At 60.7% G+C, this 13,647-nt stretch carries 13 protein-coding genes; 6 read left to right on the top strand and 7 right to left on the bottom strand.

Going from position 1 to position 13,647, the window contains the following annotated elements:
- Nucleotides 1–209: 209 nt before the first annotated feature.
- The 5 genes from mnmC (at nt 210) to LCH64_RS05355 (ending at nt 7,614) form a co-directional block, all read left to right on the top strand.
- On the top strand, nt 210–2,189 hold the full coding sequence (mnmC, locus tag LCH64_RS05375; protein WP_226499676.1) for a bifunctional tRNA (5-methylaminomethyl-2-thiouridine)(34)-methyltransferase MnmD/FAD-dependent 5-carboxymethylaminomethyl-2-thiouridine(34) oxidoreductase MnmC: 1,980 nt from the start codon (nt 210–212) through the stop codon (nt 2,187–2,189).
- Between the two features lie 149 nt (nt 2,190–2,338).
- Nucleotides 2,339–4,111 (top strand): N-acetylglutaminylglutamine amidotransferase, encoded by a 1,773-nt coding sequence (locus LCH64_RS05370; RefSeq protein ID WP_226499675.1) that lies wholly within the window; start codon nt 2,339–2,341, stop codon nt 4,109–4,111.
- Between the two features lie 3 nt (nt 4,112–4,114).
- Nucleotides 4,115–5,863, top strand: a complete 1,749-nt coding sequence (ngg, locus tag LCH64_RS05365; RefSeq protein WP_226499674.1) for an N-acetylglutaminylglutamine synthetase — start codon at nt 4,115–4,117, stop codon at nt 5,861–5,863.
- Between the two features lie 162 nt (nt 5,864–6,025).
- Nucleotides 6,026–7,216: an osmoprotectant NAGGN system M42 family peptidase gene (locus tag LCH64_RS05360; RefSeq protein WP_003226953.1), complete on the top strand. Its 1,191-nt coding sequence runs from the start codon at nt 6,026–6,028 to the stop codon at nt 7,214–7,216.
- 170 nt (nt 7,217–7,386) lie between these two features.
- The gene (locus tag LCH64_RS05355; protein ID WP_003192759.1) at nt 7,387–7,614 is read left to right on the top strand and encodes a YheU family protein; all 228 of its coding nucleotides are present in this window, start codon (nt 7,387–7,389) and stop codon (nt 7,612–7,614) included.
- A gap of 5 nt (nt 7,615–7,619) precedes the next feature.
- Here LCH64_RS05355 and csrA read toward each other — a convergent pair whose 3' ends face one another.
- The 3 genes from csrA to LCH64_RS05340 form a co-directional block, all read right to left on the bottom strand.
- The gene (gene csrA, locus LCH64_RS05350) at nt 7,620–7,805 is read right to left on the bottom strand and encodes a carbon storage regulator CsrA (protein WP_003226955.1); all 186 of its coding nucleotides are present in this window, start codon (nt 7,803–7,805) and stop codon (nt 7,620–7,622) included.
- Between the two features lie 146 nt (nt 7,806–7,951).
- Nucleotides 7,952–8,284, bottom strand: coding sequence for a YnfA family protein (locus LCH64_RS05345; RefSeq protein ID WP_003226957.1), 333 nt, complete (start codon nt 8,282–8,284; stop codon nt 7,952–7,954).
- Between the two features lie 63 nt (nt 8,285–8,347).
- Complete coding sequence (locus LCH64_RS05340) at nt 8,348–9,163, bottom strand: SDR family oxidoreductase (RefSeq protein WP_003226958.1); 816 nt, start codon at nt 9,161–9,163, stop codon at nt 8,348–8,350.
- A 258-nt stretch (nt 9,164–9,421) separates the two neighbouring features.
- Here LCH64_RS05340 and LCH64_RS05335 point away from each other — a divergent pair, with 258 nt between their 5' ends.
- Nucleotides 9,422–9,580 carry a DUF3309 family protein gene (locus LCH64_RS05335; protein ID WP_169432680.1) on the top strand — a complete coding sequence of 53 codons (159 nt, stop codon included), beginning with the start codon at nt 9,422–9,424 and terminating at the stop codon, nt 9,578–9,580.
- Between the two features lie 56 nt (nt 9,581–9,636).
- Here LCH64_RS05335 and LCH64_RS05330 read toward each other — a convergent pair whose 3' ends face one another.
- The 4 genes from LCH64_RS05330 to LCH64_RS05315 all read right to left on the bottom strand — a co-directional run bounded on the left by LCH64_RS05330 (nt 9,637) and on the right by LCH64_RS05315 (nt 13,602).
- Nucleotides 9,637–11,730: an LTA synthase family protein gene (locus tag LCH64_RS05330; RefSeq protein WP_226499673.1), complete on the bottom strand. Its 2,094-nt coding sequence runs from the start codon at nt 11,728–11,730 to the stop codon at nt 9,637–9,639.
- A gap of 314 nt (nt 11,731–12,044) precedes the next feature.
- Nucleotides 12,045–12,650 (bottom strand): START domain-containing protein, encoded by a 606-nt coding sequence (locus tag LCH64_RS05325; protein ID WP_003226964.1) that lies wholly within the window; start codon nt 12,648–12,650, stop codon nt 12,045–12,047.
- Between the two features lie 41 nt (nt 12,651–12,691).
- Nucleotides 12,692–12,946 (bottom strand): YkgJ family cysteine cluster protein, encoded by a 255-nt coding sequence (locus LCH64_RS05320; protein WP_045122579.1) that lies wholly within the window; start codon nt 12,944–12,946, stop codon nt 12,692–12,694.
- A 164-nt stretch (nt 12,947–13,110) separates the two neighbouring features.
- A complete protein-coding gene (locus tag LCH64_RS05315) occupies nt 13,111–13,602 on the bottom strand; it encodes a translation initiation factor 2 (RefSeq protein ID WP_226499735.1) in 492 nt (163 codons plus the stop codon).
- Between the last annotated feature and the right edge of the window lie 45 nt (nt 13,603–13,647).

The following is a 13,647-nucleotide window of genomic DNA, read 5'->3' as shown; positions in this document are numbered from 1 at the left end:
TGCAACCACGGTCCTCCAGACAAATTGCGGTAGCAGGTTTCGGGGCTGCTTCGCAACCCAGCGGGAGCAAGCTCCCTCGCCACAAAGAAACCCGCCTTTCGTCTCAAATCGTTGATTGTCTTCGAGGCTGCACAGCCGGGCCTTGCCATGGATCAAGCACCCTGCGCCCGATCAGCTAGAATGGCCGCCTTGTCGTTGCCGAGCCTGCCATGAAACCTGTATTGCCCCACGCCCAACTCGACTGGGATGACCACGGACGTCCGCGCTCGCGGGTGTTCGATGATGTGTATTTTTCCGACCAGTCGGGGCTGGATGAAACCCGTTACGTGTTCCTCGAACAGAACCGTCTGGCCGAGCGTTTTGCCGCGCTGCCGGCCAATGGGCGACTGGTAATCGGCGAAACCGGCTTCGGCACCGGGCTGAATTTTCTCTGCGCCTGGCAGTTGTTCGAGCAGCATGCGGTGGCCGGTGCGCGGCTGCATTTTGTCAGCGTCGAAAAGTACCCGCTGAGTCCGGCCGACCTGCAACGAGCGCTGGCCTTGTGGCCGGATCTCAAGCCGCTGGCCGATCAGTTGCTGACCCATTACGTGGCGATCCATCAGGGCTTCCAGCGGATCATTCTCGGCAATGGCCGGGTGACCCTGACGCTGCTGATCGGCGATGCGCTGGAGCAACTGCCGCAACTCGATGCGCAGATCGACGCGTGGTTTCTCGACGGTTTCGCCCCGGCGAAAAACCCCGACATGTGGACCGCCGAACTGTTCGCCGAACTCGCGCGACTGGCCGCGCCCGGCTCGACCATCAGCACCTTCACCAGCACCGGTTGGGTGCGACGCTTGCTCAACGCCGCCGGGTTCAAGATGAAACGCACCCCGGGCATCGGCCACAAGTGGGAGATCCTGCGCGGCGAGTTTCTTGGCTGGCCACACGACGTTGCGCCACCGGCACCGGACAAACCGTGGTTCGCCCGCCCTGCCCCGTTGACCGGTGAGCGGCGCGCGCTGGTGATCGGCGCCGGGCTGGCTGGTTGTGCGACCGCTGCCAGCCTCGCCGCACGCGGCTGGCAAGTCAGTCTGCTGGAGCGTCACGAGGCCGTGGCGCAAGAGGCGTCGGGCAATCCGCAGGGTGTGCTCTATCTGAAATTGTCGGCCCACGGCACCGCGTTGTCGCAACTGATCGTCAGCGGCTTCGGCTACACCCGCCGCCTGCTGGAAACCCTGCAACGCGGCACGGACTGGGACGATTGCGGTGTGCTGCAATTGGCCTTCAATGCCAAGGAAGCCGAGCGTCAGGCACAACTGGCCGCGGCGTTTCCGGAAGATCTGGTGCATTGGCTCGATCAGCCGCAAGCCGAAATTCAAGCCGGGATTGCTGTGGCGCACGGCGGCTTGTTCTACCCCGAAGGCGGCTGGGTGCATCCGCCGGCGCTGTGCCAGGCACAAGCCGCGCAAGCGAACATCGAACTGCTCAAGCATCATGACGTGCTGGAACTGCGCAGGGTCGATGATCAATGGCAAGCCTTCGACGGCGACCGCCTGCTCGCCAGCGCCCCGGTCGTGGTATTGGCCGGTGCTGCGGAAATAAAACGCTTTGCGCAAAGTGCCGAGCTGCCGCTAAAACGCATCCGCGGGCAGATCACGCGCCTGCCGCAAACTGCCGAGAGTCAGGCGCTGCGCACCGTGGTCTGCGCCGAAGGTTATGTCGCGCCGGCTCGCTTGGGCGAACACACACTCGGCGCGAGTTTCGACTTCAACAGTGACGACTTGACCCCGACCACCGCCGAGCATCTGGGCAATCTGGCGATGCTCGAAGAGATTTCCAGCGATCTGGTGGCGCGCCTGCACATCGATGAACTGCCCCCGGAAACCCTGGAGGGACGCGCCGCGTTCCGCTGCACCAGCCCCGACTACCTGCCGATCGTCGGCCCGCTTGCCGACCGCGCAGCTTTCGCTCAGGCCTATGCCGCGTTGAGCAAGGATGCACGACAAGTGCCGGACATTGCCTGCCCGTGGCTCGATGGCCTGTACGTCAACAGCGGCCACGGTTCACGCGGGCTGATCACCGCGCCGCTGTCTGGCGAACTGCTCGCGGCGTGGCTGGACAACGAGCCGCTGCCACTGCCCAGAAGCGTCGCCGAAGCCTGCCACCCCAATCGTTTTGCACTGCGCACGTTGATTCGCGGCAAATGAAAAATCGCGACTGGCCGCTGGTCAGTCGCCCCCTCTTATAACTCATCGTTCTAAAACTCCCACATCTGCAGCGGGTCAGTTTCTGAGTACCGGCCATTTTGGCCAGACTTGAATCACCCCTCCCCAACGGAAAAACCGGTAAGGACTTTATGTGCGGACTAGCTGGCGAGTTACGTTTTGATCATCAACCTGCAGACCTTGCAGCGGTTGAGCGAATCACCCATCACCTGGCCCCTCGCGGCCCCGACGCGTGGGGCTTCCATGCTCAAGGGCCGATTGCCCTAGGCCATCGTCGCCTGAAAATCATGGACCTGTCGGACGGCTCGGCGCAGCCGATGATCGACAGCCAATTGGGCTTGTCGCTGGCCTTCAACGGCGCGATCTACAACTTCCCGGAACTGCGCGCCGAGCTCGAAGCGCTCGGCTATGCGTTCTATTCCGGCGGTGACACCGAAGTGCTGCTCAAGGGCTATCACGCCTGGGGCGAAGCACTGCTGCCGAAGCTCAACGGCATGTTCGCGTTCGCCATCTGGGAGCGCGACGCCCAGCGCCTGTTCATCGCCCGTGACCGTCTCGGCGTGAAACCTTTGTACCTGTCGCGCACCGGCCAGCGTTTGCGCTTTGCCTCGGCCCTGCCGGCGCTGCTCAAGGGCGGCGATATCAACCCGATCCTCGATCCGGTGGCGCTCAATCACTATCTGAATTTCCATGCGGTAGTGCCGGCTCCACGCACCTTGCTCGCGGGCATCGAAAAGCTGCCGCCAGCGACCTGGATGCGCGTCGAAGCCGATGGCCGCACCGAGCAGAAAACCTGGTGGACCCTGCCCTACGGCCCACACGACGACGAGAAAAACCTGACCCTTGAAGACTGGCGCGACCGTGTGCTCGACAGCACCCGTGAAGCGGTAGCGATTCGGCAACGGGCGGCGGTGGATGTCGGTGTGCTGCTTTCCGGCGGTGTCGATTCGAGCATGCTCGTCGGCCTGCTGCGCGAAGTCGGCGTGGAGAACCTGTCGACCTTTTCCATCGGTTTTCAGGATGCCGGCGGCGAGCGTGGCGATGAATTCCAGTATTCCGATCTGATCGCCAAGCACTACGGCACGCAGCACCATCAATTGCGCATCGACGAAAAAGAGATCATCGAGCAACTGCCCGCCGCGTTCCGTGCGATGAGCGAGCCGATGGTCAGCCACGACTGCATCGCCTTCTACCTGTTGTCCCGCGAAGTGGCCAAGCACTGCAAAGTGGTGCAGAGCGGCCAGGGCGCGGATGAGCTGTTCGCCGGTTATCACTGGTACCCGCAAGTCGATGGCGCGACCGATCCATACGCGGCCTATCGTGCGGCGTTTTTTGACCGCAGCTACGACGACTACGCGGCCACCGTGCAGCCGAAATGGTTGACCGCGAATGACGCCGCTGGCGACTTCGTGAAAGAGCATTTTGCCCAGCCCGGCGCTGATGCGGCGGTGGATAAAGCCCTGCGTCTGGACAGCACGGTGATGCTGGTGGACGACCCGGTCAAACGCGTCGACAACATGACCATGGCCTGGGGCCTGGAAGCGCGCACGCCGTTTCTCGACTATCGCCTGGTGGAACTGTCGGCGCGAATTCCCGGCCAGTTCAAGCTGCCCGATGGCGGCAAACAAGTGTTGAAAGAAGCCGCGCGCCTGGTGATTCCGAGCGAAGTGATCGACCGCAAGAAAGGTTACTTCCCGGTACCAGGCCTCAAGCACTTGGAGGGCGACACGCTGAACTGGGTGCGTGAACTGCTGCTGGATCCGAGCCAGGATCGCGGCCTGTTCAACCCGGCCATGCTCGACAAACTGCTGACTGATCCGCAAGGCCAACTGACGCCGCTGCGCGGTTCGAAACTGTGGCAACTGGCGGCCCTGAACCTGTGGCTCAGTGAACAAGGAATCTGATTGATGAAACCTCACGCCACGGCGATCAACCAACGTCTGTTACGCGGTCAGACACCCTCGTATGAACGCTTGCAGGCGCGTCTGGCCGAAGACGGCAGCGAACTCGGCGCCGACCCCATTGCCGTGCATTGCGGCTGGGGCCGACTGCTGATCGGTCACACCTTTCCTGACCCGGCGACGCTGGCGCAGGAACTGCTCAACGAACAACCCGGCGAGCGCGATATTGCCCTGTACGTCGCCGCGCCGCAGCAGATTCTCGGTCTTGAACCGACCCAACTGTTTCTCGACCCGTCCGACACCCTGCGCCTGTGGTTCAGCGATTACCGCCAGGCCACCCGCGTATTTCGCGGCTTCCGCATTCGCCGGGCACAGAGCGAAGCCGACTGGCAGGCGATCAATCTGCTGTATCAGGCACGCGGCATGCTGCCGATCGATGCCACGCGGCTGACTCCGCATCATCAGGGCGGCCCGGTTTATTGGCTCGCCGAGGACGAAGACAGCGGCGCGGTGATCGGCAGCGTCATGGGCCTCAATCACCAGAAAGCCTTCAACGATCCGGAACACGGCAGCAGCCTGTGGTGCCTGGCGGTGGATCCGCAGTGCTCGCGGCCCGGTGTCGGTGAAGTGCTGGTGCGGCATCTGATCGAGCACTTCATGAGTCGCGGCCTGAGCTATCTGGATCTGTCGGTGCTGCATGACAACCGCCAGGCGAAGAACCTCTACGCCAAACTCGGTTTTCGCAACCTTTCGACCTTCGCGATCAAACGCAAGAACGGCATCAACCAGACGCTGTTCCTCGGTCCCGGCCCGGAAGCCAACTTCAACCCTTATGCGCGGATCATCGTCGAGGAAGCGCATCGGCGCGGCATCGACGTGCAAGTGGATGATGCCGAAGCCGGGCTGTTCACCCTCAGCCACGGTGGGCGCCGGGTGCGTTGCCGCGAATCGCTGAGCGACCTGACCAGCGCAATCAGCATGAGCCTGTGCCAGGACAAGAGCCTGACCCACAAGGTGTTGAAGGCCGCCGGGCTGAAACTGCCTTCGCAGCAACTGGCGGGTAACGCCGACGACAACCTGGCGTTCCTCGATGAACATCAGCGCGTCGTCGTCAAGCCGCTCGACGGCGAACAGGGCCAGGGTGTGGCGGTCGATCTGCAGAGCATCGAAGAGGTGCAGCAGGCCATCGAAGCCGCCAAACATTTTGACAGCCGTGTGCTGCTCGAAAGCTTTCACGAAGGTCTCGACCTGCGGATTCTGGTGATCGGTTTTGAAGTGGTGGCCGCAGCGATTCGCCGTCCCGCGGAAGTGGTCGGTGACGGCCATCATTCGATCGGTGCATTGATCGAGGCACAGAGCCGGCGTCGGCAAGCCGCCACCAGTGGCGAGAGCAAGATCCCGCTGGATCAAGAAACCCAGCGCACCCTGCATGCGGCCGGTTATGACTACAGCAGCATCCTGCCGGCGGGCGAACATCTGTTCGTGCGCCGCACGGCCAATCTGCACACCGGTGGCACGCTGGAAGACGTTACGGCGATTCTGCACCCGACTCTGGTCGATGCCGCCGTCCGTGCGGCGCGAGCGCTGGACATTCCGATGGTCGGCCTCGACCTGATGGTGCCGGCGGCGGACCAACCGGAGTACGTGTTTATCGAAGCCAACGAACGCGCGGGGCTGGCCAATCATGAGCCGCAGCCGACGGCGGAGCGCTTTGTCGATTTGTTGTTTCCGCACAGTCAGCCGGCTGTTTCTTGATTCCGAGGCGTCTGGACTGACGCCTTCGCGAGCAAGCCCGCTCCCACAGGTTGAACGCATTCCAAATGTGGGAGCGGGCTTGCTCGCGAAGGGGCCGCAACAGACACCCTAAATCACCCCTCATCGAAACCATCGATGCGCCTCAACTCATCAGGAGTTTCCATGACCACTCAAATCCCTGAACCGGATCTCAACTACCTGCAAAAAGTCCTGCTGGAAATGCTCGCCATTCCCAGCCCTACCGGGTTCACCGACACCATCGTGCGTTACGTCGCCGAGCGTCTGGAAGAACTTGGCATCCCTTTCGAGATGACCCGTCGCGGCACGATCCGCGCCACGCTCAAGGGCAAGAAAAACAGCCCCGACCGCGCTGTCTCCGCGCACCTCGATACCATCGGCGCCGCCGTGCGTGCGGTGAAAGACAACGGTCGTCTGACTCTGGCCCCGGTCGGTTGCTGGTCGAGCCGGTTTGCCGAGGGCAGCCGGGTCAGCCTGTTCACCGACAACGGCGTGATTCGTGGCAGCGTGCTGCCGCTGATGGCGTCCGGGCACGCGTTCAACACCGCGGTGGACGAGATGCCGATCAGTTGGGATCACGTCGAACTGCGTCTGGATGCCTACTGCGCGACCAAGGCCGATTGCGAATCGCTGGGCATCAGCGTCGGCGACGTGGTGGCGTTCGACCCGCTGCCGGAGTTCACCGAGAGCGGCCATATCAGCGCCCGTCACCTCGATGACAAGGCTGGCGTTGCCGCGCTGCTGGCCTCGCTCAAGGCCATCGTCGACAGCGGTCAGGAGTTGATGATCGACTGTCACCCGCTGTTCACCATCACCGAGGAAACCGGCAGTGGCGCGGCGGCGGCATTGCCGTGGGATGTCAGCGAATTCGTCGGCATCGACATCGCGCCGGTTGCGCCGGGCCAGCACTCCAGCGAACACGCGGTGAGCGTGGCGATGCAGGATTCCGGCGGGCCTTATGACTATCACCTGTCGCGGCATTTGCTGCGTCTGGCCAGCGAAAACGAACTGCCGGTAAGGCGCGACCTGTTCCGCTATTACTTCAGCGATGCGCATTCGGCGGTGACTGCCGGGCACGATATCCGCACCGCCCTGCTCGCCTTTGGCTGCGACGCGACCCATGGTTACGAGCGTACGCACATCGACAGTCTGGCGGCGCTCAGTCGTTTGCTTGGGGCGTACATTCTGAGTCCGCCGGTATTCGCCAGCGATGCGGCGCCGGCCAATGCTTCGCTGGATCGCTTCAGTCATCAGATCGAGCATGAGACGCAGATGGAGAGCGATACGCGGGTGCCGTCGGTGGACAGTCTGGTGGGGCAGCGCTCGGACAGCTGAATCCTTGTTATCTGAACTATGGCTATCGCGAGCAGGCTCACTCCTACAGTTGGAATGCATTTCCTTGTAGGAGTGAGCCTGCTCGCGATGAGGCCGGTACAAACCACACAAAACTGGCAGCCAACCCTCAATCGCCGTAGCATCCCGCCATTGATTTAGCCGAGGTGCCCATGCTGATTCCCTACGACGCTCTTGAAGTCGACACCCTCACCCGCCTGATCGAGGATTTCGTCACTCGCGACGGTACCGACAACGGTGATGACACCCCATTGGAAACCCGTGTACTGCGCGTCCGCCAGGCACTGACCAAAGGCCAGGCGCTGATTGTTTTCGACCCGGAAAGCGAGCAATGCCAGTTGATGCTCAAGCACGATGTGCCCAAGCATCTGTTCGACTGAAAACCTCAGCGAGCCTTTTCGCTGATCTGTTTGCGCTGGATCCGCTCGTAAACTTCAGAGCGGTGCACATTGACCTTCTGCGGCGCCTCGACGCCGAAGCGCACGCTGGAACCGTTGACTGACAATACGCGCACGGAAATATCGTCACCGATGGAAATCAACTCGCCCACAACACGGCTGAGTACAAGCATGGAGTTCGTCCTTCAGGGTTAGCCAGCCCTGAAGATGCGCGGCGGACGGGCGCTCTACAATGGGTCGCGAGCAATTCAGTCTTGCCCTACACCGTGAGTCGCTGCGCCCTTCAGACGTTTCATGCAAATGGCTAAACAGTCTCGCCTCAAGCGGCGGAAAATCGCGGCCCGAACAGAATCACACTGGCACCGATCACACATAACGCCACGCCGATCCAGTCCGAACCCAGCGGGCGCACGCGCTCGACCACCGCCAGCCAGCCGATCGACGCGACGATGTAGATTCCGCCATACGCGGCATAGGCGCGCCCGGCGTAAGCCGCTTCGACCCGGGTCAACAACAGCGCGAACAGGGTCAGGCTGAGCAGTGCCGGGATCACCCACAAGGCACTTTTGCCCTGACGCAGCCACATGAAAAAGGCGAAACAACCGGCGATTTCAAACAGCGCCGCGAGGAAGAACCACAGGTAATTGAGCATTGATGCGTCTCGACAGGGTGACCAATGCGGCCACCCTAACGACGCGATACCCGCCGGGCAAGTTCAACCGTTGGTTTGTTTGGCCTTGGCGCGCATTTTATCGGCCATGGTGGTCATTTCGTTGTAGATCAGTTGCGGGTTCTTCTGCTTGATCGCCCAGGCCATGCGCCCTTGCTCGTGCGGCAGAATCATGAACTCGCCCGCGGATACTTGCTGATAGATATAGTCAGCGATGTCAGCAGCAGTGATCGGCGAACTTTCCAGCAACTTGCCGACCTGGGCTTTCATCGCCGGCGTCGGGCCACGGAACGAATCGAGCAAGTTGGTCTGAAAGAACGACGGGCAAACCACATGCACGCTGACTTCCTGCTGTGCCAGTTCGATCAGCAAACTTTCCGACAACGCCACCACACCGGCCTTGGCCACGTTGTAGTTGCTCATCGCCGGGCCTTGCATCAAGGCCGCCATCGAGGCGATGTTGATGATCTTGCCTTTGCTCTGTTCCAGCAGCGGCAGGAACGCCTTGCAGCCCTTGACCACGCCCATCAGGTTGATCGCGATCTGCCAGTCCCAATCCTCCAGCGACAGCTCGCTGAAAAATCCGCCTGACGCCACACCAGCATTGTTGACGATGACATCGATGCCTCCCAGCTTCACTTCACAGGCTTGGGCAAACGCGGTGAGCTGGCTGTAATCACGCACATCGCAACGCTGGGTGAAACCGTCGCCACCAGCTTCACGCACCCGTTTCAGGGTTTCCAGCAGGCCGGGCTCGCTGACATCCGACAAAGCCAACTGCCAGCCTTCACGCGCCCAGCGCAGCGCGATTTCGCGACCCAAACCTGAACCCGCGCCAGTGATCATCATGCGATTTTGCATAGCCGACAGCCTTGTTGTTTCGTAGGAGATACGCGGAGTGTAGCGAAGGAACCTGGGTATCCCACGCTCCATCAGAATGCTGAATACAGGATCAAAAGATCTTGCGCTTAAAGGAAATAAGTCTGCGGCCCAAATACATTAAAAAAACATTGAATTTTCTTTCATTCGCACCAGTCGGAATTTGTAAGCCGTCTGGAATTAGTTAGCCTCCAGTCGCCCTTGAACACCAAGACTTCTCGAACACTTTTAACAAGGAAAATCGACATGGGCACAATTCTTATCATTATCCTGATCCTGTTGCTGATCGGTGGTCTGCCGGTCTTCCCGCACTCCAGAAGTTGGGGTTATGGTCCTTCGGGCATTATCGGCGTGGTGTTGGTGGTGCTGCTGGTCTTGCTGTTACTTGGCAGGATATAAAACCCAAGACAAAAAAAAGAGGCCCTCTGGGGCCTCTTTTTCATGCAGCGGTTTTATCAGTCAGGCTTGCCGTTGACGACACCGGCTGTGTTGTCCATCAGACTCTTGGTCGCTGTTTGCAGGAACGCTTCAAGCTTGAGCTTCAGTTCGGCGGTACGCGGTGCGTCCGGAATGATCTCGGCAGAAGGGTTCGCGCCCAGTTGGTACTGGTAGATCTTCGGCGCCATTTCCTTCTCTTTCGGCAGCACCAGGATCTGGTCGGCGGTGACGATGGCCGTGGTCTGCTCGCTGCCCGACGGTTTGATCACACCGAAACCGGTGTCGCCGGCCGGCAGGTTCAGCAGGTCGCGGCCCCAGCACTGATGACGCACTTCGCCACCCAGACGACCCATGATGGTCGGCACGATGTCGATCTGGGTGCCCACGGTGTGGTCGCGGGTGCCGAACTTCTCCTGGATGCCCGGAGCAATCATCAGCATCGGCACGTTGAAGCGGCCCAGGTCCATTTCGGTGATCTGGCGCTCGTTGCCGAAACCGTGGTCGCCGACGATCACGAACAGGGTTTCCTTGAAGTACGGCTCTTTACGCGCCTTCTCGAAGAACTGACCCAGTGCCCAGTCGGCGTAACGCATGGCGGTCAGGTGTTCGTTGAGGCTGCCACGATCGGTCACGCGCTCCACCGGCAATGGCGTCGGCAAGGCGTACGGCGTGTGGTTGGACAGGGTTTGCAGCAGCGCATAGAACGGCTTGCCGTTTTCCCGTGCCTTCAGCTCCTGCAGACCACGGTCAAACATGTCCTGGTCGGACACGCCCCAAGTCGGATCGGAGAACACCGGATTGACGAAGTCGTTACGGCCAACGAAGTTGGTCATGCCCTGGTTGCTGAAGAAGCCCGACTGGTTGTCCCAGGCGAAGTCGCCGTTATAGACATACACGTCGTCATACTTGCGCGCGCTGAGCAACTGCGGCAGGCCGGACAGCTTGTGGCTGCCTTCCGGTGTCTGCATCAGGTATTCGAAGCCCGGCAGGTTCGGGAAGCACGCCATCGTGGCGAACATGCCCTGGTGGGTGTGGGTGCCGTTGGAGAAGAAACGGTCAAACAGCAGGCCTTCCTTCGACAGTTTGTCGAGGTACGGCGTGATGTTGCCCGGTGCGCCCAAGGCGCCGACCGAGTGACCCGCCATGCTTTCCATCAGGATCACGACCACGTTCTTGATCGGCAGGGTCTTGTCGGCCGGTGGCGTGTAGTCACGACGCACGGCAGCGATGTCGGCGTCGACCAGTTTGTCGTCCGGCATCACCAGCATCTCGCGCACCACTTTCTGCGCCTGTTCCTGCGGCAGTGTGGCTTTCCAGATGTTGTTGCGATCCTCGCCCATGCGGTCCTTGGCGGCGGCGATCAGCGACAGCGTGCCGTTGAGACCCAACTGGTTGGCGAAGTTCGATTCGGTGGTGTAGACGTCCCCCCAACGCAGCGGCGGGCCCTGACGCAGGGTGCCACGGGCAGCGACGACGCAGATCAGCAGGCAGACCACGAATACCGCGAGACGCGTGTACCACGGAGCTACCTGACGGGTGCCGACGTTGCCGCCGCTGAACGGGCCACGTGGACGGGTCGCACGGTCGGCGCCCTTGAAGGCCAGGGTCAGGATCACGGTGCCGACGACCCACGCCAGCAGGTAGCGCACCACCGGGAAACCGTACCAGAGCATGCTCATCACGGTTTTCGGGTCTTCTTTCACGTACTGGAACACCAGGCCGTTGAGGCGCTGGTGGAACTCACGGTAGAAGTCCATCTCCATCAAGCCGAGGAACAGCGCGATGCTCGAGGCGACGGTCAGCCACAGACGGAAAAAGCCGCGCGCGGCCATCGCCCGGGCACTGAACAGTGCCAGCACCAGCGGAACGCAGATGTAGACCACCAGGCGCAGGTCGAAACGCAGGCCGTTGGCGAAAGCTTCGAGGAAGGTCGAAGCCGGGGTATCGAGGATCATCTCGCGGTTGTAGACCAGCAGCGCGAGGCGCAGCACGGAAAACATCACCATCATGACCAGGGCACACAGCAGTGTGTAGGCCAGATGCGATTTGACGGTCGGTTGCAGCAGGCGAGTGGAAGATCGCTGCTGATTCAGGGCGTCCGGGTTTGCCATGTCGTTTTAGGACCCATTGGAAGTTGAAGTTGCAAAATACGGCGGCGCCATGCCCTCTATTGGCCATTCCAGGCCCCGGGGCGTGCGCGGTGCGCAAATGTTGCACGATCAACGGCAGCATTGCCATTGATTACTGTCCCACTGCCGGACTCTTTCATTCAAGGCGCGGGGATACGGGGACAACTGCAGAGAGCGCGGGCGAATTGTCTGGAACGCTTTGTGAAAATTTCGTGCAGCGCATATCTGGAAACACAATATAACGACAAAACAAAACGCCCCGAATCAGTCGGGGCGTTTTGCTGTCAGCGCGCGAATTACTTCTCGGCGCGTTCTTTCAGGGCTTTCAGGGTGTTGAATGGCGCGTCGACCACGAACTTGTTGGCAATCATGCTCGGCACGCTGCCGCCTGGCTCGGTGTGTACTTGATAGGTCACTTCGACCTGATCGCCTTTCGGCACGAACTTCCAGAAGCCTTTGACCTGGGCGACACGGACAAAGCCTTTCTCTTCGGGAATGTACTTCGGCACGCCTTCGAGGTTGCGGGTCAGGCTGCCATCAGCGCCTTCGACGGTGGTGATGTGCAGCACGGAATCACGCGGCGTCACTGGCCACGGCGTATTGAACTGGGTGTAGGTCCAGCTCTGATCGCCCTCGTGCTTGAGCAGCTTCTGGGTTTTGCACTCGTGAATCCAGGCGCAGGCTCCGGACACGTCTTCCTGCAAGGCACGCAGTTTGGCAACGGTGGTCTTCATCAGGGCAACACCCTGATAGGACTTGTAATCCGAACCCGGCACTTCGGCCAGCGAGACCTTGATCCCGTCCTGCTCCTTGGCGACTTTCCAGTCCTCAGCCTGAGCAACCGAAGTGGCCAGCACAGCCGTCAAACCACACAACACAGCGATACGATGCAGCGAACCCATAGTCTTATTCCTTATTGTTGAAGTTCCGTTCGTTTGACACATCACGCCGCCGTCATCTGCTCCCACCAGCCGATCAACCTGATCGCCTCTTCCCGGCTGCTGCCACAGACTTCGACATCGGCGGCAAATCCCGAGCAGACCGCCGGGCGTTCCGGCTGACCGAAAATGTTGCACAGGTTTTCGACCGAGAGTTGCACGCAACGTTCGCCGGCAGGTTTGCCATTGGGCATGCCTGGGATGGCAGAACTGATGGAGGGGGCAATACAGCAAGCGCCACAGCCTTCACGGCATTTCATGACGACGAGTCCTCGCGACGGGCAATGTGTTAAAGGGACGGCCACAGAGTAACCGCTAAAACGGTTGTTTCAAATTCCCTGAACCGGGGTTTTTACGCAGAAACGAAAGTGACTGACCAGTCTCCGACAAAGCGTCTGGTCTGCGGGTCACGGATCGATTTGATTTACTGCTTGAATTCGAAATCCAGCGCCGCGCCTTCGACTTCACGACGCTCTTCGTTGCGCAGTTGCAGCTGCATTTCGTTACTGAGCAGACGGCCGTTGAGCTGGAAGCCGCTGTTCTTCTCGCCGAACATCTGCGGCAGGATAGCGTCGTGTTTAGGTAACGTGACGGTACCGGCCGGTTTGAGCTGCTGCACCATGTCCTTGGGCAGGCTCAGATCGAGCTTGGCCGGCGGCAATCGGGTTTTCGCCACCTCACTGGCCGGTTTCGACTTGGAAGCGACCGGGGGCCGTTTCTTCACCGGGGCGGCCTTCTTTTGCGGGGCTTTTTTAACTTGAGCTTTCTTATCCGCAACGGCTTTGTTGCTGGCCGTTTTGCTCGCCGGTGCTGACTCCGCAGGCTTTTCCTGAACGGCGGCTGCCATGACACCGGGCGCATGTCCCATCGTCAACACACCAAACAAAATCCAGGCAGCAGGCAAAATCGCTTTCATGAGCCCTACAACACTAACGGCAGAGGGCCATATGCTCGCCTGTTG

It is taken from the genome of Pseudomonas sp. MWU16-30322 (genome assembly GCF_020515535.1).
Lineage (GTDB): Bacteria > Pseudomonadota > Gammaproteobacteria > Pseudomonadales > Pseudomonadaceae > Aquipseudomonas > Aquipseudomonas fluorescens_H.
Note: the sequence above shows the minus strand (reverse complement) of the source record. Positions and strands in the feature narration are given on the sequence as shown.